The organism is Cellulosimicrobium sp. BMG9.22 (assembly GCF_059159975.1).
Map to the genome: position 1 here is coordinate 252,111 of NZ_JBZGBY010000001.1, position 20,871 is coordinate 272,981.

Annotated in this window: 15 protein-coding genes and 1 riboswitch; of the genes, 7 read left to right on the forward strand and 8 right to left on the reverse strand. The window is 73.4% G+C overall.

Annotated elements, in window-relative coordinates:
* Positions 1-2: 2 nt before the first annotated feature.
* Complete coding sequence (locus AC4H2H_RS01135; protein WP_494368974.1) at positions 3-638, reverse strand: SipW-dependent-type signal peptide-containing protein; 636 nt, start codon at positions 636-638, stop codon at positions 3-5.
* Positions 639-1,001: 363 nt separating this feature from the next.
* Positions 1,002-1,673 carry a hypothetical protein gene (locus AC4H2H_RS01140; RefSeq protein WP_494368975.1) on the reverse strand — a complete coding sequence of 224 codons (672 nt, stop codon included), beginning with the start codon at positions 1,671-1,673 and terminating at the stop codon, positions 1,002-1,004.
* A 323-nt stretch (positions 1,674-1,996) separates the two neighbouring features.
* A riboswitch (SAM riboswitch) is annotated at positions 1,997-2,099 on the forward strand.
* Between the two features lie 5 nt (positions 2,100-2,104).
* On the opposite strand from AC4H2H_RS01140, the gene AC4H2H_RS01145 reads away from it, so the two are divergent.
* Both AC4H2H_RS01145 and metE read left to right on the forward strand, forming a co-directional pair.
* Positions 2,105-3,166, forward strand: coding sequence for a methylenetetrahydrofolate reductase (locus AC4H2H_RS01145; protein ID WP_494368976.1), 1,062 nt, complete (start codon positions 2,105-2,107; stop codon positions 3,164-3,166).
* 32 nt (positions 3,167-3,198) lie between these two features.
* Positions 3,199-5,805 (forward strand): 5-methyltetrahydropteroyltriglutamate--homocysteine S-methyltransferase, encoded by a 2,607-nt coding sequence (metE, locus tag AC4H2H_RS01150; RefSeq protein ID WP_494368977.1) that lies wholly within the window; start codon positions 3,199-3,201, stop codon positions 5,803-5,805.
* A gap of 126 nt (positions 5,806-5,931) precedes the next feature.
* On the opposite strand, the gene AC4H2H_RS01155 is transcribed toward metE, so the two are convergent.
* On the reverse strand, positions 5,932-6,183 hold the full coding sequence (locus AC4H2H_RS01155) for a hypothetical protein (protein ID WP_494368978.1): 252 nt from the start codon (positions 6,181-6,183) through the stop codon (positions 5,932-5,934).
* 121 nt (positions 6,184-6,304) lie between these two features.
* Here AC4H2H_RS01155 and AC4H2H_RS01160 point away from each other — a divergent pair, with 121 nt between their 5' ends.
* Together AC4H2H_RS01160 and AC4H2H_RS01165 are read left to right on the forward strand one after the other, a co-directional pair.
* The gene (locus AC4H2H_RS01160) at positions 6,305-6,709 is read left to right on the forward strand and encodes a VOC family protein (protein ID WP_494368979.1); all 405 of its coding nucleotides are present in this window, start codon (positions 6,305-6,307) and stop codon (positions 6,707-6,709) included.
* Positions 6,710-7,323: 614 nt separating this feature from the next.
* Positions 7,324-7,830, forward strand: coding sequence for an FBP domain-containing protein (locus AC4H2H_RS01165; RefSeq protein ID WP_494368980.1), 507 nt, complete (start codon positions 7,324-7,326; stop codon positions 7,828-7,830).
* 71 nt (positions 7,831-7,901) lie between these two features.
* On the opposite strand, the gene AC4H2H_RS01170 is transcribed toward AC4H2H_RS01165, so the two are convergent.
* The gene (locus tag AC4H2H_RS01170; protein WP_494368981.1) at positions 7,902-10,274 is read right to left on the reverse strand and encodes an MMPL family transporter; all 2,373 of its coding nucleotides are present in this window, start codon (positions 10,272-10,274) and stop codon (positions 7,902-7,904) included.
* Between the two features lie 230 nt (positions 10,275-10,504).
* Positions 10,505-13,828 carry a 3-keto-alpha-glucoside-1,2-lyase-like domain-containing protein gene (locus AC4H2H_RS01175; protein WP_494368982.1) on the reverse strand — a complete coding sequence of 1,108 codons (3,324 nt, stop codon included), beginning with the start codon at positions 13,826-13,828 and terminating at the stop codon, positions 10,505-10,507.
* A gap of 178 nt (positions 13,829-14,006) precedes the next feature.
* Here AC4H2H_RS01175 and AC4H2H_RS01180 point away from each other — a divergent pair, with 178 nt between their 5' ends.
* Positions 14,007-15,005: a PhzF family phenazine biosynthesis protein gene (locus AC4H2H_RS01180; protein ID WP_494368983.1), complete on the forward strand. Its 999-nt coding sequence runs from the start codon at positions 14,007-14,009 to the stop codon at positions 15,003-15,005.
* 113 nt (positions 15,006-15,118) lie between these two features.
* Positions 15,119-16,456: an MFS transporter gene (locus tag AC4H2H_RS01185; protein ID WP_494368984.1), complete on the forward strand. Its 1,338-nt coding sequence runs from the start codon at positions 15,119-15,121 to the stop codon at positions 16,454-16,456.
* A gap of 6 nt (positions 16,457-16,462) precedes the next feature.
* On the opposite strand, the gene AC4H2H_RS01190 is transcribed toward AC4H2H_RS01185, so the two are convergent.
* Positions 16,463-17,362 carry a sigma-70 family RNA polymerase sigma factor gene (locus AC4H2H_RS01190; RefSeq protein WP_494368985.1) on the reverse strand — a complete coding sequence of 300 codons (900 nt, stop codon included), beginning with the start codon at positions 17,360-17,362 and terminating at the stop codon, positions 16,463-16,465.
* Between the two features lie 106 nt (positions 17,363-17,468).
* On the opposite strand from AC4H2H_RS01190, the gene AC4H2H_RS01195 reads away from it, so the two are divergent.
* Positions 17,469-18,806 carry an FAD-binding oxidoreductase gene (locus AC4H2H_RS01195; protein WP_494368986.1) on the forward strand — a complete coding sequence of 446 codons (1,338 nt, stop codon included), beginning with the start codon at positions 17,469-17,471 and terminating at the stop codon, positions 18,804-18,806.
* Positions 18,807-18,830: 24 nt separating this feature from the next.
* On the opposite strand, the gene AC4H2H_RS01200 is transcribed toward AC4H2H_RS01195, so the two are convergent.
* Complete coding sequence (locus AC4H2H_RS01200) at positions 18,831-19,652, reverse strand: inositol monophosphatase family protein (protein WP_494368987.1); 822 nt, start codon at positions 19,650-19,652, stop codon at positions 18,831-18,833.
* Positions 19,653-19,850: 198 nt separating this feature from the next.
* Positions 19,851-20,834, reverse strand: coding sequence for a sugar phosphate isomerase/epimerase family protein (locus AC4H2H_RS01205; RefSeq protein ID WP_494368988.1), 984 nt, complete (start codon positions 20,832-20,834; stop codon positions 19,851-19,853).
* Positions 20,835-20,871 lie beyond the last annotated feature (37 nt).

Consider the following 20,871-nt stretch of genomic DNA (forward strand, 5'->3'; position numbering starts at 1 on the left):
CCCTAGAGGATCGGATCGCCGGACTCGGCCTGGAACTCCCACGTCACGCCGGCGTCGCCGCCCTGCGGCAGGGCGTCTCCCGCCTCGACGACGAAGCACAGGTTGATCGGCAATGCTGCGGTCGGCAGCGAGAACGCATCCACGGGTGCCGGGTCGGTCACAGCCTGGTCGGACACGAGAGGCGCCGCCCCGGGAGGAGTGGCTGCGCTGCACGTTGCGCCGAAGCTGGCCACCGGATACAGCGAGTACGTCAGCTCGGCGGCGAGGGCACCGTTCGCCGTGGTGGCAACCGCCACGAGCGCCTCGTAATCGGCATCGGGCGCGAGCTGCACCGCAAACGGCGCGTACACGAGCTCACCCGGGGCGAGGAGCTCCGGATCGAGGGTGAACGTCAACGCCTTGCCCGGCGCCGTCGGCGAGTCCGTGAACGTCGTACCGTCCGTGCTGCCCTGGATGTTGAACGTCCCGGACGCGAAGCTCGCACTCGCGAACTCGCTGTCCTGCCACGCGGCGAGAGTCGCCGTCGCCCCCACCCCCAGGACGACACCTCCTGCAAGCAGCGCGAGCACCTTGCGGCGCCGCTGGGCCTTCATCTCCTCCACGCCCTTCGCAGGAACGATCTCGTTGCTCGCTGTCATCACAGCACCTCCCCCAGCGAGGAGCGGAACGCTCCCGGATACGACCAGGCTAAGAGCAGCAGCCAGATGTCGCCCGCCGAGCCCTACCGCCACTGCGGAGTCCGGTGCCACGACACAAGCGGTCGTGCGGACGGTTGGTGTTCTCGACGCGATGGCCGTGCGATGGTGCGAACCGGGTCCGCCCGAGTCGGCACGACGACGACAGCGATCGCATCAGGTCCGGAGAAGCCTCGGTCAGTGCTGTCAGAGGTTCACTCGAAGGATCACGCGGTGGCCGCACACTGTCTCGTCGAGGACGACGAGCCCGACAACCGCGCTACACCACTACCAGGGACTCGACTGCTACGGGAGCCCGGGCCCCGGTCAGATGATCTTGGGGAAGGAGAGCAGGAGCCCGATGCCGACGACGAGCACGACGCACGCGATGCCGACCATCCCCCACGACGCGCGCTCGGAGCGGAACCTGCCCGCGAACGCGCCGAAGAACAGCACGAGGGCGAAGAGCACGGTCGTGAGCGTGTAGTCGTCGCCGCGCTGGTTGTTCCGCAGCGCCTGGTCGAAGAGGTCGTCGGCGCGTGCGTCCGCCTCGACCGCTTCCACCTCCCCTGGGGGCACGTACGTGTCGAGCGCGAACGGGCTCGGCGCCGCCTCGGGGTTCTGCAGCGGGCGCGACGCGAGCCACTCCTCGAACGCCGGCTCGAAGTGCGGGGTGAACCGCTCGCGCGCGAAGCTCTCGAGCTGGGCGTTACCGTTCGCCACGCCGTCGAGGTAGAGCGAGAAGACCTGCAGGTCGATCGCCCGCGCCGCCTCGGCGCGCGTCTGCTGGGTCGACGCCTCGATGCGCTGGGTCGACGCGCGCGAGAAGGCGATCGACATCTCGCCGCCCCACTTGCTCGCCTCGAAGCCGCTCCACGCCGTCAGCACCGCCGTCACGGCGAGCAGCGCCACCGTCACCGTCTCGCGCCACGACCGACCGCCCGTGTCGGTCTCCTGCGTGCCGCTCTGCTCGCTGCCCTGCTCAGCCTCGTCGGTCACGGCAGGACAGTAGCCCGGGAGCCGGGACGGCGCGCGGCGGACGGTGAGCAGCACGCCGCCGAGGATCAGCGCGGCGAGGCCACGGCCAGCAACGTCCCGACCTGCGCACCCGTCGCGGCCAGGTCGTCCCCGCCGTCGGCGTCCGGCGTTCCGTCCGTGCCGGGGGTGTCCGACGTCGGCCCGTCCGTGGGCGGGACCGTCGGGTCGGTCGGGGTCGGGGTGGGCTCAAGCCACCGGTCCGTGGGGTCGTCGCTGCCGCAGCCCAGGCCATCTCACCTGGCGGGCGCCCTCGACCGCATGGCGGATGGCCCGTAGGATCGGGTGAACCATCCAGAGCGGTCGAGAGTCCTGGCTCGACGACACCGCAGCAACCCGCCGACGGAAGCCTCCCGAGGACAAAGGTGCTAACGCCAGGGTCGATGGAGTGACGCATGGTCTCAGAGGCATCCTTCGCGCACCGCCCGGGCAGTCCCCGGCCGACGGTGTCGTTCGAGCTCATGCCCCCGCGGCGCCCGGAGGCCGCACCGAAGTTCTGGGAGACGGCGCGGCGGCTCGTCGCGACGCACCCCGACTTCATCTCCGTGACGTACGGCGCCGCCGGGACCGACCGGGCCACCGCGCGCCAGGTCGTCGGGCGCCTCCTGCAGGGCACGCCCGTGCTGCCCATCGCGCACCTCACGTGCGTGGGGGCGTCGCGCGAGGACGTCGAGGAGGTCATCTCCGACTTCCTCGACGAGGGCGTGCGCTCGTTCCTCGCGCTGCGCGGCGACCCTCCGCGCGACCAGCCCGACTGGCGGCCCGCGGCCGACGGCGTGCGGTCGTCCACGGAGCTCGTCGCGCTGCTGCGCGAGGTCGAGGCGTCGCGCTGCGCGTCCGACCCGGCCGTCGCCCTGCGCAGCGCCACGCGCCCGCTGACGATCGCCGTCGCGACCTTCCCCGACGGGAACCCAGGCGCCGGCACGACGCGCACGCAGGAGGTGCGCCGCCTGTGGCAGAAGCAGCAGGCCGGCGCGAGCTTCGCGATCACGCAGCTCTTCTACGACGCGTCGTCGTACACCGACTTCGTCGCGGAGGCCCGCGCGGCCGGCGTGACGATCCCCATCCTCGCCGGGCTGCTGCCCACGACGGAGCCCGCGCGGCTCCGTCGCGTCGAGGAGCTCACGGGCGTGCGCGCGCCCCAGCACCTGCTGGACGCGCTCGACGCCCTGCCCGACCCGGAGGCGCAGCACGCCTACGGGATCGCGTACACGGTCGACCTCGCGCAACGCGTCCTCGACGCGGGCACGCCCGGTCTGCACGTGTACACGTTCAACAAGCACCGCGCCGCACTTGACCTGCTCGAGGGTGTCCACCTCGGCGGCGGGTCGCGCGGGACCGGAGGCAGCAACAGCGCTGCCGCCGCCCCGCTCGCCCCGGACCTGGCCAGCGGGCCGTGGGTCACCGGCACCTCCCTGCCCACGACGAGCGCAGCCACGCACGGCACGCCCGTCTGACCGGTCCTCCGGACCAGCAAGAGGTTTCGATCATGGCCACTTCCCTACCCTCCCCTACCCAGAACCCGGTCCCGTTCCCGGCGGGCACCGTGCTCGGCTACCCGCGCATCGGGCGCCGTCGCGAGCTCAAGAAGGCCGTCGAGGCGTTCTGGGCCGGGCGCACGAGCGCCGACGAGCTCGAGGCGACGGCCCGCGAGCTCCGGCTCGCGACGGTGCGCCGGCTCGTCGAGCTCGGCCTCGGCGCCGACGACGCGTCGGTCCCGGGCTCGTTCTCCTTCTACGACCAGGTGCTCGATGTCGCAGCGTCCCTCGGGGCCGTGCCGTCGCGGTTCGCGTCGCTCCTCGGCACCGGTCCGGACGATGCCGGTCGCCTCGACCTCGCCGGCTACTTCACGGTGGCGCGCGGCGCCGGCGATGATGCGCCGCTCGAGATGACCAAGTGGTTCGACACCAACTACCACTACCTCGTCCCCGAGATCGGCCCGGACACCCCGATCCGGTTCGTCGACGACCGCGTCGTGCGCGAGTTCGTCGAGGCCAAGGAGGCCGGCGTCGTGACGCGGCCCGTAGTCGTCGGGCCGGTGACGTTCCTCGCGCTGTCCAAGGCGTCCGACGACGCCCCCGCCGGGTACTCGCCGCTCGACCGCCTCGACGACGTCGTGGCCGCGTACGCCGACCTGCTGCGCGCGCTCGCCGCGGCGGGCGCGCCGTGGGTCCAGCTCGACGAGCCGATCCTCGTCACCGACTCGGTCGACGTGCCGTTCGCCGAGCTCGCGGCCGCTGTGGACTCGGCGTACCGCACCCTCGCGACGGACCTCCGCCCGGTGCCGAACCCGGGGTCTTCGCCGGACTCGTCCGCGATCCCGGCCGCAACCCCGGGTTCGGCGGGGGACGTGCGGCCCGCGATCCTCGTCGCGGCGCCGTTCGGCGGGCTCCGGGCCGGGGCGTCGGCGTCCGACGGCGCGGGCGCGGCCCGGCGCGATGGGCTCACCCTCCTCGCGGCCACCGACGTGGAGGCGATCGCGATCGACCTCGTCAAGGGCGCGGTCCCGGCCGGGTCCGCCGACGACGGGACCATCCCCGGACTCGCGACGAAGACGCTCGTCGCAGGCGTGATCGACGGGCACAACGTGTGGCGCGCCGACCTCGCCGCGAAGCTCGACGGGGTCGACGCCGTGCGTGGGCTCGGTGCGGGCGCGGTCGCCGTCGGGACGTCGACGTCGTTGCTGCACGTGCCGCACGACGTCGACGACGAGGTGTTCCGCTCGGTGGACGAGGCGAGGGACAACGCGCACGGCGACTCGCACGTCGATGCCTCCGGCCCCGTGCGAGGCGAGGCGTCCGGTCGGCGCCCGGGCACGGCGTCGGGCACGACGCTCGACCCGCGCCTGCGCGACTGGCTCGCGTTCGCGGACCAGAAGGTCGGCGAGGTCGCGACGCTCGCCCGCGCGCTCACCGAGGGGCGCGACGCCGTCGCGACCGAGATCGAGGCGTCCCGCGCGGCGGTGGCGTCGCGCGCCGAGGCGAGCGGCGTCGTCGTCCCGGCGGTGCGCGAGCGCGCCGCAGCCCTGACGGACGCGGACTTCGCGCGCGACGACTACGCCACGCGCGCGGCCGCCCAGCAGGAGCGCCTGAACCTGCCGCCGCTGCCGACCACGACCATCGGCTCGTTCCCGCAGACGCCGGAGATCCGCCGCGCCCGCGCGCAGTGGACCAAGGGCGAGCTCTCGGACGCGGACTACACGGCCGCGATGCGCGAGGAGATCGCGCGCGTCGTCGCGCTCCAGGAGGAGCTGGGCCTCGACGTGCTCGTGCACGGCGAGCCGGAGCGCAACGACATGGTGCAGTACTTCGCGGAGCACCTCGACGGGTTCGCCGTCACCGCGAACGGCTGGGTGCAGTCGTACGGGTCGCGCTGCGTGCGCCCGCCGATCCTGTGGGGCGACGTGACGCGCCCGGAGCCGATCACGGTCGAGTGGTCGGCGTACACGGCCTCGCTCACCGAGAAGCCGGTCAAGGGCATGCTCACCGGGCCGGTGACGATCCTCGCGTGGTCGTTCGTGCGCGACGACCAGCCGCTCGGCGACACCGCGAACCAGGTCGGCCTCGCGCTGCGCGACGAGATCGCGGACCTGGAGGCCGCGGGCATCGGGATCGTGCAGGTCGACGAGCCCGCGCTGCGCGAGCTGCTGCCCCTGCGCAAGGCTGACCAGCCGGCATACCTCGACTGGTCCGTGGGGTCGTTCCGGCTCGCGACCTCAGGCGTGGAGGCGGCGACGCAGATCCACACCCACCTGTGCTACTCGGAGTTCGGCGAGGTCATCGGCGCGATCGACGGCCTGGACGCCGACGTGACGTCGGTCGAGGCGGCGCGCTCCCGGATGGAGATCGTGCCGGAGCTGCGCGACGCCGGGTACGCGCGCGGGATCGGGCCGGGCGTCTACGACATCCACAGCCCCCGCGTGCCGTCCACCGAGGAGGTCACCGAGCTGCTCGAGCTCGCGGTGAAGGCGATCGACCCGAGGGTCGTCTGGGTCAACCCGGACTGCGGCCTCAAGACCCGCCGCTACGAGGAGACCGTGCCGTCGCTCGAGCACCTCGTGACGGCGGCGAAGGCGGTCAGGGCCACGCTGTCCTGATCCGGGTCCTGCCGAGGTAGAGCCCTGGTCGCGCGAGGTAGAGGCGTGGTCCGGCGAGGTAGAGGCGTGGTCGTGACCACGCCTCTACCTCGGCGCACCGGAGCTCTACCTCGCGAGGTCGTCTCGTCAGCGCTCGGTGGTGCCCGTCCACGACATGGGCCACATGAACGCGAGGGTCGCCGCGGCGAGGCCGCCGACGAAGAGCCACACGCCGCCGTCGACGCCCGACATGCCGGCGCCCATGAGCACGAGGCCCCCGACGAACAGCACGAACGAGACGATGAAGCGCGCGAACGCGCCGGCGTGGCCGGGGATGTCGCGACCCTCGGTCCCGGTGGGGAGGGGGCTGTTCGCCGCCTGCTCGCTGCTCGTGGTCATGGACGTTCTCCTTCTGCGGCTGTACGGGGTGCGGGCGCCGGTCCCGCTCAGGGGGCCGACCGTTCCACGCAATTCTCCACCGTACCGGGGTCGTGCGCGCTCGCCGTCTACGCTCGGGCGCATGACGACGACGATCGGCCGCACCGTCCTGCTCTGCCGCGACCTCGACGCGAGCGCCGCGTTCTGGGCGGACGGCTTCGGGTTCGGCACGCTGTTCCGCGGTGAGACGGACGGGTTCCCGCTCCTGCACGTCGGCCCCGGGCGTGTGGACGAGCCCGGGCTGTGGCTCGTCCCCCTGCCCGACGGCGCCGCTCCCCTGACGCGCTTCGGCCTCCCCAACCTCGTGCTCTACGTGGACGACCTCGACACGTCCCTCGCGCGGCTCGCGGCGATCGGCGTGGACCCGTCCGTCGGGCCGGACGAGGACTCGGGTGACCGGTTCGCGCACGTCAACGACCCGGACGGCCACCGGATCGTCGTCGTCCAGCTCGGGTCGCCGTCGACGACGCCCCGGCCCTCGGCGTAGCACAGGCCCCTCGCCGAACCCAGGGTTACCAGTCACACAGACGCCCCGGTGACGCGAGATCCCGGGTTCGGCGGGTGCCTGGGCCCGGCCCGTCCCCACGAAGCCCGCCCGCGCCCGGACGACGTGGCCCCTTTCACGTTGACGGCGACGCCCCGCGAGGCGCACCATCGACAGGGACGGTTGCCGAGGGCAGCCGTCCGTCGTGCCGGACGTGCACGACGACGGGTCAGGTCGCGCTCCAGGGCGCGCCGTACGGGACGAGGAGACGCGGATGCTCGGCACCGCAGGCTGCGAGGTGGCCACGACGGCCTGCTCGGGCACCCTTCCCTCCCGCACCGTCACCCGCTGAGACCGCGGTTCGGTCGCCGACCCCGGCGCCCACCCCTGATGAGTGCTGGACATTTGTCGCCGGAACGCTTTCCACACGACAAATTACCCGCACTCAGCGGCTCGGTGACGACGGTTTGCGGGCACGCCGTCCTCCCCGACCCGTCCAACCACGCGTGCGGCGCCTCGTACGCACGGGCGACCCCGCGTCGTCGTGCACCCCGGCACCCGTGCCGCAGCGCGCCGTCGGACAGGCGGGACCGTACCGACACGGAAGCCGTGAACCGATGAACCCCCTGACCGAGAAGCAGATCCGCGCGTCCCTCGTCAACGCGTCCAAGCGCGAAGCCGCGCAGGCGACCCTCCCCGACCTCGACACGCTCGACTGGGACCGCCTCGACTACCTCGGGTGGCGCGACCGCAGGTCGCCGCTGCTCGCCTACGCCGTCGTCGAGGTCGACGGCGAGCCGCGCGGCGTCCTGCTGCGCTCGACCGACGCCAAGACCGGCGGCATGCGCAAGCGCGCCGTCTGCGCGTGGTGCGAGGACGTCGTCGTGACGGAGGACGTCAGCCTCTACGTCGCGCGCCGCGCCGGCGCCGCGGGCCGTCGCGGCAACACCGTCGGCACGCTCATCTGCACGCACTTCCTCTGCTCGCAGAACGTCCGCCGCGCCCCCACCCGCACCGAGATGGGCGACGACGAGTCGATGCGCGACCTGTTCGTCGAGCTCCGCATCACCGGCCTCCGCGAACGCTCCGCCCGCTTCGTCACCGAGGTCATGCGCGACGTCTGACCACGGCTCTACCTCGCCGGACCACGGCTCTACCTCGCGCAACCACGGCTCTACCTCGCCGAACCAGGGCTCTACCTCGGCGGCGCCGAGGGTGACACGGAAGCGGAGGCCGACGGCGGAGCGGGGGTGGGGCGGGTCGTGGTGGGTCTGGCGGGAGCCCGCGAGGAACGAGCGGGCGGATGGTAGACCCGCCCCGCCGCCGCTCCGTCGTCGGCCGGCCCGACCTGCCCTGCTCCGTCGTCGGCCGGCCCGACCTGCCCTGCTCCGTCGTCGGCCGGCCCGACCCGCCCCGCTCCGTCGTCGGCCGGGCCGACCCCCGCGCCGGTCCGCCAGGACGGCCACCAGTTCCAGCGCCCGAGCAGCGTCATCGTCGCGGGGAGCAGGAGCCCCCGGACGACCGTGACGTCGAGCAGGACGGCGACGGCCATGCCGATGCCGACCTCCTTCATCGCGACGAGCTCGCCCGCCGCGAAGCCGAGGAAGACGATGCCGATGGCGACGGCCGCCGTCGTGACGACGGGGCCTGACGCGGTGATGCCGCGGAGCACGGCGCGGTCGTTCGCGACGCGCGGGTCCTCGCCGGGGCGGCGGGCGCGCCACTCCTCGGCGGTGCGGGAGAGCAGGAACACCTCGTAGTCGGTCGACAGGCCGAAGACGAGCATGCCGATCAGCAGCGGCGTGGTGACGTCGAGCGCTCCCCACGGCTCGAAGCCGAGCAGCGAGGCGCCGACGCCGTGCTGGAAGACGGACACGAGGACGCCGAGCGTCGCGGCGAGCGTGAGCAGGTTGAGCAGGAGCGCCTTGAGCGGCACGACGAGCGAGCCGGTGAGCAGGAACAGCAGGACGAACGTGGCGAGCACGACGACGCCCGCGGCGAGCGGGAGGCGCTGCGCGAGGTGCTCCTGGGTGTCGACGACCTCGGCGGCGGGGCCGGCGACCTGCACGTCGAGGTCGGTGTCGAGGTCGCGGATCGCGCGCACGACGTCCTGCGCCTCGGCGCCGGTCGCGTCGCCGCCCGCCCCGACGTCCGGGGTGACGTCGACGACGGAGACGTCGGCCGGGTAGCCCGAGTCGAGCATGGCGTCGTCGACGCCGGGCAGGGCGGCGACCTCGTCGAAGAAGTCGGCGACGCCGGGCGCGTCGACCGGCGCCTCGACGAGGACGGTGATCGGGGTGACGCCGAGGTCCGCGAAGCGCGAGGTGGAGGCGTCGGCAGCGAGGCGCGCCTCGGCGTCGGCGGGCAGCGAGCGGACCTCCGAGCTGCCGAGCGTGAGGGAGCCGAGCGGCGCCGCGAGGGCGAGGAGGAGCGCCGTCGCGCCGAGCGTGACGAGCACGGCGTGCCGCTGCGCGGTCCGCGCGAGGCGGCCGAGCGTCCCGGCGCTGCCGCGGCCGGTCCACGGGTGGGACCACGTGCGGGCGCCCGGCGCGGGGATCGCGCGGTGCCAGGTCGCCACGAGGGCGGGGACGAGCGTGAGTCCGGCGGCGGTCGCGACGAGCACGACGACGGCGCCCCCGACCGCCATCCCGGAGAGCAGGGAGTCACCGAGCAGGAGCAGGCCGGCGAGGGAGATCGCGACGGCGAGGCCCGAGGCGAGCACCGCGCGGCCCGCGGTCGCGAGGGTCCGCCCGACGAGCTCGTCCACGGGAGCGTCGGGTGCGGCGGCGCGTTCCTCGCGGAACCGTGCCAGGACGAGGAGGCTGTAGTCGACCGTGAGCCCGAGCCCGAGCAGGGTCACGACGTTCACGGCGAACTCGTTGACGGGCACGATCCCCAGCAGTCCGCTGAGGACGAGCAGCGCGACGGCGATGGACGCGAGCGCCGAGAGCAGCGGGAGGAGCCCGGCACGCAGCCCGCCGAGGACGATCACGAGGACGACGAGCAGCACGACGATCGCCGCGCCCTCCCCGACGGCGGCGTCGGTGATCGCCTGGTCGACGAAGGCCTCCTCCGCGAGCAGCGAGCCGCCGACGAGCACCTCGGGGGTGTCGACGGTGTGCAGCCGGTCGGAGACCTGGTGGGCGAGCGCGAGCGCCTCGTCGTCGGTGAGCGCGGGGTCGAGCTCGACGACGACGAGCGAGCCCTGCCCGTCGTCGGCGATGAGACCGCCGCCCGTGTAGGCGTCGGTCACCTCGACCACGCCGGGCAGCTCACGGATGCCGTGCATCACCTCGCTCGCCTGCGCGACGAGATCCGTGGAGAAGTAGTCCCGGCCGGACAGCACGGCGACGACGCTCTCGCCCTCGGGCGCGAGCTCCTCGAGGCGCTCGGCCGCGAGCGCGGACGCGCTGCCGGGCGGGGCGGGCTCCACGTCGCTGGTCTTGTCGAACACTGCGCCGCCGAGCACGGCACCGGTGACGAGGAGGAGCGCCCACACGGCGAGCACCACGGCCCGACGCCGGGCGGCGAACCGTCCGGTCCGGTGCAGCAGGCGTCCGAGCGCCATGGCGTGACTCCCCTCGTCGGGATCCGTCGTGTCAGGAAACAAGCCCCCGCGCTGTCGCGCGAGGGCATGAGGTGAGCACCCTACGCGAGGACGGAGCGCCGTCGGACCACGCTCCGTCCCCCGCGGGACGTCTCATCGGTGCGGCTGGGCGGGGCAGGATCGCCCGCTCCCGGCCGGTGCTCGGGGCGGCCGGCTCAGGCCGGCCGCCCCGGGTTCAGGTCACCCGCAGGTCACCCGCACGTTCCGACGTCGTAGGCGACGTCCGCCTGGAACGTCCGGCCCTCGCCGGTCGCGGACACCTGGGCGGCACCCGCCTCGGCGGAGGTCGAGCGCGTCGCGAACGACTGGTACGCCGACGCGCCCGGCTGGACGCCGGTCACCGTCTTCGTCCCGAACGGCGTCGTCAGCGTGATGTCCGCCGGCACCGTGTCGTCGTTCGTGGCACGGACCGCGACGTACGCCTTGCCCGCGAGGCAGCGGGTGTCGGTCGTCGTGGAGATCGCGAGCTCGTCGACCGGCTCGTCGGTCAGGGCCTTGAACCGGATGTTCCGGTAGCCGACCATCTCGCCGTTGCCGTGGTTCTGGATGCCGACGAAGCTGTTGACCAGCCGCGCCGGGTCGGTGCTCGTGAAGTCGTTGACGAGCACGTCGTTGAGGTAGACGCGGATGCGGTCTCCCTCGACGCGGATGTCGTACGCGTTCCACTGCCCGACCGGGTTGAGCGCGGTCTCGATGGCCTCCGGGTCGGCACCCTGGAAGGTGTAGACGGCGCCCGTGGTGCGGTCGGCCGCGTCGGTCGCGTCGATCTGGATCTCGTAGCCCTGGTTGACGGCCACCCACGGGTCGTCGCCCGGGTTCGGGAACCCGACGAACACGCCGCCGTTGTCGTCCTTCGTGAGCTTCCAGTCGAGCTTGAGGCTGTAGCTGTCGCCGAGCTCCTGGTCGTACCAGAGCAGACCCAGACCACCGGCGCCGCGGATCGAGCAGTCCTCCTGGCGACCGAACGAGCCCGGCCCCGCCATGCGCCAGCCGGCGTCGAGGCTCGCGAGCGTGCCGTCGTAGAGGGCGGTGTAGCCGTCCTCGACCTCGCCCGGGGTGCAGATGTCCGGGGTCGAGCCGAGCGACAGGACGTCGAGGTTGACGTGGCCCTCGTCGCCGTCCTCGTACTTCAGCGTGATCGTGTTCGTGCCCGCCTGGAGCTCCAGGTCACGCGTCTGCGTGCCCCAGTCCTTCCAGCTGCCCGTGGTGGGGAACGTCCACTGGCCGAGGTCCTCGCCGTTCACGTGGAGCGACACGTTCTTGGACCGCAGCTCGGGGTACGGGTGGATGCCGTTCGTGTATCGCACGTTGACCGGGTAGGTCCCCGCCTCGGGGGCGGTGACGGTGAACGTGCGGCCGGAGCCGACGTCCTGCATGCCGGCCGCGAAGCCGGAGCCCGAGTAGTTGCTGTGGTCCGAGCCGATGCTCGACCCGCCGAGCGGCTGCGCCTCCTCCGCCTCGTACCAGCCGCGGTCGGCCGGCGCGACGTAGCCCGGCAGCGAGTTCAGCGTGTACCAGGCCTCGGTGCTGAGGAGCTCGGCACCGCTGGCCGAGGCGAACGGGCGCGGCGAGCGCACGTACACCACGTGGCCCGGCTTGAGCCCGTCGACCTTCAGCGTGACGGTCGTGCGGTCCTCGGACACCTGGGCGTCCGTGACGAACAGCGGCTGCTCGTCGACCTTGGGGCCGCCGTACTGCTGCGTGGGCACGTAGCGCCACTGCTTGAGCTGGTAGGCGTCGGCGAGCTTCGCGACGACCTCGTCGGAGACCGGGTCCGTGTACTCGATCTCGAAGCCGCCCTCCACGACGCGCATCTCCAGCATGTCGAAGGAGTCCTCGTCGACGGGGACGAGCTTCTGGAGGCCGTACCGGAGCTTGCCGGACTCGCCCCAGTTGCCGCCCTCGCCGGTACCGCCGGCGTAGAGCGCGCCGTCGGGCCCGTAGATGATGCGGTTCGCGCCGACCTCGAGGCCCGCGGTGTGGCGGAAGACCGCACCCTGGAACTCGCCGTCGACCCGCTCGAGGAACGCGCGCTGGATGCCACCGTAGGTGACGTCGCCGAGGAGCATCTGCCCCGCGAACTCGCCGTCCTGGACGAGGATCGGGTTGCCCGGGGAGTTGGCGATCTCGTTCTGCGGGAGCCACACGGCGGGCGGGGACACGGGGTTCGCGTCGAACGGCCCGGCCGGGTTCGTGAAGTGGTTGAAGAACTTGTCCTGCTCGATGTGGACGAGCTTGTTCGACGGGAGCCACGCGCCCTGGTTGTCGGTCCCGAAGAGCTCGCCCTCGGGGCCGAAGCCGATGCCGTTCGGGGTGCGCAGGCCGCCCGCGACGTAGGTGACCTCGCCGGTCTCGCGGTCGATCTTGATCGACGTGCCGCGGTTCGCGCCGGGCTGCGGGTTGGTCGTCGCACCGCCGTTGTCGATCGCGACGGAGAGGTTCACGTAGAAGTAGTCCTCGTCGTGCACGAGGCCGAACGCGAACTCGTGGAAGTTGCCGCCGTCGGGCCACTCCGCGATCTTCGTGTGCGTGTCGTAGAAGCCGTCGCCGTCGGGGTCGGTGAGCTGCGTGAGCTGGTACCGCTCCGAGACGAAGATCGAGTCCTCGATGACCTCGATGCCCATGGGGTTGAGCAGCTCGTCCGCGACCTTCGTCGCCGTGACGTCCTCGGGGCCGTCGGCCTCGACGACGCCGTCGAGGAAGTACACCTCGCCGGACGTCGGGTCGGGCCGCCAGCCCCCGGAGCTCACCTCGCCCGTCGTCACGACGGCGAGCTGCTCGTCCGGCGTGAACGCGAGGCCGGAGACCTTGGGCTCGAAGCCCTCGGGGCGCAGGTCCACGAGGTCGTAGTTCGGGTTCACGCTGTCGAGGCGCAGGCCGTCACCGGCGGTGTCGGTCGCGCCCTCGCAGTACTTGTAGCCGGGCGCGGTCACGCGCACGACGCCCGCCTCGGTGCTCAGCGCCGACGTCGGGATCACCTCGAACGCCGCGGCGCCCGGGGCCTTCCACTCGAGCGTCAGACGCTCGTCGTACCCGCCCTCGTAGTACTCGACCCGCAGGTCGTGCACGCCCGCGGTGAGCGCCGCGGAGCCTTCGACGGAGGTCGAGTCGTTCGGGCCGTCGTTCTCGATCACGAGCTCGTCGTCGATGTAGACGAGCGCGCCGTCGTCGTTCGTGACGCGGAACTGGTACTGGCCGTCGGCAGGCACCGTGAGGTTGGCGAGGACGTGGGAGATGAACTGGTCGGAGGCGCCGAACTCCTCGGGCGTGCGCCAGTCGATCGTCGGCATGAGCTTGTCGACGTTCGGGGTCTGCCCGGACTTCAGGGTGCAGACGCCGCCGGGGTCCTGCGCGAGCTGGAAGGTCCGCAGCGTGACGCCGGGCTCCTGCTCGGGAAGGTCTGCCGCAGCGGGGACCGCCCAGCCCGCGACGACCAGGGCGCCGAGGGTGAGGGCGGCGGCGCCGCGGCGGCGCCTGGCCCGGCGGGTCGCCGGCAGGCTCGTGCGTACGAGCATCGTTGCTCCTTCTTCGTATGGATCATCGGGTCGACGAAGCTGGCCCCCAGTGTCACCCGCTCCGCGACCGTGCTCTGACAACGCTGTCGATCGTAAACCGGTTATGTCGAGCCGTCCACAACTTCCGTGTAACGATCGGCAAAAGTGCTGGCGGAGTCCTCGCCGTAGGCTCCGTGGCATGAACGCACGCCACGACGACATCGCCGACGCGACCGTGTCGCGCCCGTTCGCCCAGGTCGACGTCTTCTCCGACCGCCCCACGCTCGGCAACCCGGTCGCCGTCGTGCTCGACGGCGCCGGCCTCACCGACGAGCACTTGGCCGCGTTCGCCCGGTGGACGAACCTCTCGGAGACGACATTCCTCCTGCCGCCCACGGCTGACGGGGCCGCCGGTGGCGCCGACTACCGGCTGCGGATCTTCACCCCCTCCGGCGAGCTCCCGTTCGCCGGCCACCCGACCCTCGGCTCGTGCCACGCGTGGCTCGAGGCGGGCGGGCAGCCCCGGGCGGGAGACGTCGTCGTGCAGGAGTGCGGCGTGGGCCTCGTGACGATCCGCCAGGCGGGCCCGTCGCCCGACGGCGGGGGCTCGCCCGACGACGGCGGGTCGCCCGGGCCCGACGGCGCGCCGCGCCTCGCGTTCGCCGCGCCGGACCTGCTCTCCGACGAGCCGGTCCCCGCCGACGAGCTCGCCGCGATCGTCGACGCCCTCGGCGTCGCCGGCGACCAGGTGCCCGACCAGGTGCTCGACCACCGCGTGCTCGACAACGGGCCCGGCTGGCGCGTGCTGCTGCTCGACTCCGCGGCGCGCGTCGCGGCGCTTGCACCGGACTGGGCGCGCCTGCGCGCCCGGCACCCCGACCTGTCCGTCGGCGTCGTGGGGCTCTACGGCGACGCGGCCGAGGGCGGCCCGGACGGTGCCGGGCCCGACGGCGCTGCGGTCGAGGTCCGCGGGTTCGCCCTGGGCATGGGCATCCCGGAGGACCCGGTGACGGGGAGCCTCAACGCCGTCGTCGGCCAGTGGCTCATGCGCGACGGGCGTCTGCCCGACCGCTACGTCGCCGCGCAGGGCGCCGCGCTCGGCCGCGCGGGACGCGTCAACGTGTCGCGCGACACCGCCGGCACGGTGTGGGTCGGCGGCGCGAGCGTCACGTGCATCGCAGGCACCGTCCGCCTCTGACTCCTCGCCGCCAAGCCACCAGGCGGTGAGTGCATGAAAATTGTCGTCCGACACCGCTGTCGCACGACACATTTCATGCACTCAGCGTTGTCAGGCTCCGTAGACTGCGGCAAGTGTCAAAAACCCCCACAGTTCCCGGGCCTGGTCGCGCCCTGACGGGCGTCGTCGTGCAGCGGGCGCGCTGGGCGCTCATGGCGCAGTTCGGGCTGTTCGGGGTCATCGGGGCGTCGTGGATGAGCCGGCTGCCCTCGGTGCGCGAGGCGCTCGGGATCAGTGCGAGCCAGCTCGGGCTGCTGCTCGTGGTCGGCGGCGTCGGCACGCTCACCGCGGTGGTGGTCACCGGCGCGGTCGTCGCGCGGTTCGGCAGCCGGGCGACGCTCGTCGTCGCGACGGCGGGGAACGTCGTCGGCTTCGGGCTCGTCGCGGTCGGCACAGGGACGGGCAGCGTCGGGTTCTTCGCCGTCGGGGCGTTCCTCAACGGCATGTGCGGCGCGCTGACCAACGTGCCGATCAACATCTGCGCCGCCTCCGTCGAGCAGCACGTCGGCCGCGCGATCCTCCCCCACTTCCACGCCGCCTTCTCCATCGGCGCCGCGGGCGGCGCGCTCCTCGCCGCAGCGTTCTCGTGGGCGCACGTGGGCGTCACCGCACAGGTCGTCGTCGTCACCCTCGCGGTCACGACGGCGCGTGCCCTGCTCATCCGCCCGGCGACCGCGCTCGCACCCGAGCGGGCCGCGCTCGCCCGCGCGGGCGAGCGGGCGTCGTCGGGAACCGGCGACCTGTCCGACGACGGCGTCTCCCCCGGTCCCGCCGTCGCACCCCGGCGCGGGGCCGGGGTCCGGGCCGCGCTCGGTGCGTGGCGCGAGCCGCGCACGCTGCTCATCGGGCTCGTGCTGCTCGCGTCGTCGCTGTCGGAGGGGTCGGCCGGCAACTGGCTGTCGATCGCCGTCGTCGACGGGTTCGAGGTGCGCGAGGCGCTGGGCGCGGTGGCCTACGGGACGTTCGTCGGTGCGATGACGGTGTTCCGGTTCGCCGGCACGGGCCTGATCGACCGGTTCGGTCGCGTCACGGTGCTCCGCGTGTCCGGCGTCTCGGCGCTCGTCGGGCTGCTCGCGTTCGGGCTCGCCCCGAGCCTGCCGCTCGCGTGGGTCGGGATCGTCCTGTGGGGCTGCGGCGCGGCCCTCGCCAACCCGGTCGCCATCGCCGCGGCGTCCGACGACCCCGCGCACGCGGCGCCGCGCGTCGCCGTCGCGACGTCGTTCTCGACCGTCGCCATGCTCAGCGCTCCCCCGCTGCTCGGGCTGCTCGTCGACGGCGTCGGCGCCCGGCACGCGCTCCTGGTGATCTGCGCGGCGACGGTGCTCAGCCTCGCCGTGGCGGGCGCCGTCCGACCCGCTCCGCGGCCGGTGCCCCTGCCTGCGCCGTCTCGACCGGCGAGCACCACGGCGTAGGACGTCTCAGCCCGCGGCCACGAACCCGTCGTACGCGGCGAGGCGCTCGCGGTCGGACAGGAGGTCGATCCCGAGCACGCGACCGTCGCGCACGGTGAACGCGAGGACCGCGCGGACCTGGCCGTCGCGCACGGAGACCAACCCTGGGGACCCGGCGACGAGCGCCGGGCGCGAGAAGCGCGCGCCGTCGAAATGGAGCCGCGCCTGCTCGGCGACGGCCTGCCGACCGCTCAGCATCCGGGTCAGCTCACCCGGGCCGTAGTCGAGCCGCAGCGTGATCTCGGGGTCGAGCAGGGCGAGGAGCCCGTCGAAGTCGCCGGCCTGGGAGGCCGCCAGGTAGGCGGCCACGACCTCGCGACGGCGCGCGACGTCGTCCTGCCGCGGGACGCCGTCGCGCACCTTGCGCCGCGCGCGGCTGGCGAGCTGGCGCGTCGCGGCGACGGACCGGTCCACGATCGGCGCGATCTCCTCGAACGGCACCGAGAACTGGTCGTGCAGGACGAACGCGACGCGCTCCGCGGGGGCCAGGGCGTCGAGCACCACGAGGAGCGCGGACCCGACGGCGTCCGACTCGACGGCCCGACGGGCGGGGTCCTCCGGGCGGTCGGGACCGTCGAGGGGTGCGACGTCGAGGTCGGGCAGACGGGCACCGCCGGGCAGCTCCCAGGACGACTCACGCCGCGAGGACCGGGACCGCAGCAGGTTGAGCGCGACCCGCGCGACGATCGTCGTGAGCCAGCCGCCGAGGTTCTCCACGCCCGCGGTCCCGGCCGACTGCGCCCGCACCCACGCGTCCTGCACGGCGTCCTCGGCGTCGGCGGTCGAGCCCAGCACGCGGTACGCGACCGAGCGCAGGTGCGGCCGGAAGGTCTCGAACTGCTCCGCCGCAAGCTGGTCGGTGCTCACCGGTCACACTCCTTCGTCGGGACGTGTCAGAGGGGTGACAGCACACGCTGCCGGTGCTCACCGAACCACGGAAGCGACGCGCCGGCCACCCTCGAAGGAGCCCGACTTGCACACCCTCACCTCGGCAGACACCCTCGGTTCGTCGCTCGACGGCCGCCTCCTGCTCCCCGGCGACGCGGACTTCGACCGCGCCGCGACCCCGTGGAACCTCGCGGTTCGCCAACCGGTCACCGCGGTGGTCGAGGCCGCGCACGCCGACGACGTCGCCACCACCGTGCGGCACGCCGCCCGTACCGGCCTCGCCGTCGCCGCCCAGTCCACCGGCCACGGCGCCTCGGGCGCGGCGGCGGGGACGATCCTGCTGCGCACAGCGGCGCTCGACGACGTCGAGGTCGACCCCGCGCGGCGCGTGGCCCGGGTCGGCGCCGGCGCCTCGTGGGGCGCCGTCCAGGCCGCGGCCGCACCGCACGGGCTCACGACCCTGCTCGGCAGCGCGCCCGGCGTGGGCGCCGTCGGCTACACGCTCGGCGGCGGCCTCGGCTGGTTCAGCCGCGAGCACGGCCTCGCGGCCGACCACGTGCGGTCGTTCGACGTCGTCGGCCCGGACGGCGAGCGCGCCACCGTCTCGGCGGAGTCCGACCCCGAGCTGTTCTGGGCGCTGCGCGGCGGCGGCGGGGACCTTGCGGTCGTGACCTCGATGGAGATCGACCTCGTCCCGGTGCCGGCGTTCGCGGGCGGGCGGCTCGTGTGGCCTGCGGAGCAGGCGGGCCGGGTCCTCGACGCCTTCCGGGAGATCACGGCGGTCGCACCGCCCGCCCTGAGCCTGTGGCTCTCGCGCGTCGAGGCGCCCGGCGCCCCGGCGGTGGTCGTGGTCCACGTCGCGTTCCTCGGCGACGCCGTCGAGGCGCGCGCGCTCCTGCGCCCGTTCGCCGAGGTCCCGGGTGCGGTCGGACCTGCGCTCGACGAGGCGATCCGGCGCGTCGGGCTGGCGGACGTCGGCGACATCACGGCCGACCCGACCGACCCGGCGGCGGGCAGGTCGCGGGCCGCGCTGCTGTCGCGGATCGACGACGCGGCCGTCGAGCGCCTGTTCACCTCGCCCGTCACCCCGCTGCTCCTGCTGCAGCTGCGCCACCTGGGCGGGGCGCTGGCCGAGCCGGGGGCGGGCGCGGGGGCGCTCGGTGCGCTCACCGAGCCGTACCTGCTCTACGGGTTCGGGCTCGCCTTCGAGCCGGGGATCGCGGCCGCCGTCGGGGGCCGGCTCGACCGCCTGCGCGACGACGTCGCGGACGTGGCCACCGGCCGCGTCCCGACGACGTTCCTCGCCCCGGGCGACACCGCGGCGGCCGCGTTCGACGGCCCCGCGCTCACCCGGCTCCAGGAGCTCAAGCGCTCACGCGACCCGCGCTCGGTGATCCGCGGCGCGTACCCGCTGCTGGGCTGATCGCCGTTCCACGCGCCCCGACGGCTACTCGTCTCGATGGATCGCCCGGAGGTGGGGGTCCACGAGGTCGAGGAGTCGCGCGTGCGTCCGGGGGTCTGCCGAGACGACGAGACCCTGACCGGTGTGCAGCGGATCCCCGGCGAGATCGGTGACGACGCAGCCCGCTGCCTCGCACAGCGCGATGCCCGCGGCGAAGTGGACGGACCGTTGGAGATTGCCGTCCGAGACGTAGGCGGCCCGTCGCCCGGCAGCGACCCACGCGACGGCCAGGGTGGAGGAGATGACCCGGGGACCGAAGGTCGAGCGAAACCTCGGGTCGCCGACGAGCAGACCACCGACGTTCGGCCGGTCGGTCGGCCCGTCGCAGTTGACGTCGACGAGGCCGGAGTCGGGCACCGGCACGAGGGGCCGGTCCTCTCCGTCGCGCCGACGGTACGCGCGCTCCCCGTCCGTCCAGAACACCTCGGCCGTGAACGGGTCGGCGGCCGCCGCGGCCAGGACGCGGTCGCCGTCGACCAGCGCGACGTTGACCACCGCGAGAGGCGTGCCGGCAGCGAAGTTCAGCGTCCCGCACAGCGGGTCGACGAGCCAGCGCCGGGAGGCGCCCGCCGCGCCGGAGGCGCCCGACTCCTCCCCCGTCCGCGCGTCGCGCGGACGGTGCGCGGAGAGAACGCTCATGATCGCTCGCTCGGCGTCGACGTCGGTCTCGGTGGCGAAGTCGGTGGCCGATTTCACGGTGCGGACATGGTCGCCGCCGAAGCCCCTGCGGACCACCTCGGCCCCGGCTCGGCTGGCGGCGATCCCGACCTCGGCATCGGTCATCGGCATCGACATCGGGATCGGCATGGACCGACCGTAGCGGCCACGGCTAGAGCTCGGGCGGAAGACGGCGGCTCGGCGTCCGCCCTCGACCTCGACCGGGCCCTCGACCGACGGCTCATCGAGACGGATGGCATCAGCGAGCGCCCGCGCCCGTGATCGCGCCCGGACGCGAAGGGCCCCGCCCGCTACTACCGCGGACGGGGCCCCAGGACCGTGGACCTCTCAGCCGCGCAGACCGAAGAGCGACGTGTAACTGCGGCGCGCGTTGCCGAACGAGTCGACCGGGTTCGGCGGGACCGCCGTCGTCGGCGCGTTGTCCTGCTCCCAGATCCCGTACCGCGTGCCGCGGGCCTTCGTAGCCCGGAGGAACTCGCGGTAGGGCAGGTCGCCGGCGTCGAACTCGATGATGTCGAAGCCGTTGGGGTTGGCCTCGTTGCGCGCCCCGTCCTTGAGGTGCAGGAGCGGGTAGCGGTGCGGGTTGTTGCGCACGTAGTCGATCGGCTCGAAGCCCGGGAACCGGTACTGACCCACGAACGCCCAGTAGACGTCCATCTCGAGGAACACGGCCCGCGGGTCCGTGTTGTCGAAGAAGACGTCGTACAGCCGCACCTCCGGCTGGTCCGTCGCGAACGCGAACTCGCCCGCGTGGTTGTGCTGGTAGAGCTTGAGGCCCGCCGCGTTCGCCTGCGCGCCCCACGCGTTGAACTCCTCCGCGGCGGCGAGGTAGCCGGCGACCGTGTTGACGTTCGTCGGCGCGTTCGCCGTCCCGACGTGCGGCATGCCGAGGATGTTCGCGATCTCCAGCTGACGCGGGAGGTCGTTGCGCAGCGCGTTGAGGCTCACGTGCGACCCGACGGCGCTGAGCCCGTTGTCGTCGAGGAGCTGCCGGATCTCCTCCGGCGTGATCGGCCCGACCTGGCCCTGGTTGTAGCCCGCGAACTCGATCTCGGAGTAGCCGATGTCGGCGAGCTGCTCGAACACCACGCGGAACCCGAGGCTCGAGACCTTGTCGCGGATCGAGTACAGCTGGATGCCGATCTTGCCCGGGGGGATCAACCGGCCGTTGCCGGCGGCCGAGAGCGGGCCGGCAGCGGGGACGGTCGCGGCGCCGGCGGCCGGCGCGGCGGCAGCACCGAGGCCGACGGCCACGGTCGACGTCGCGAGCGCCTTGATCAGGCTTCGACGCGTCATCTGAGAAGTGCTCATCGTCTCTCCTTCGAGGGATGACAGTGCGTGTTGATGA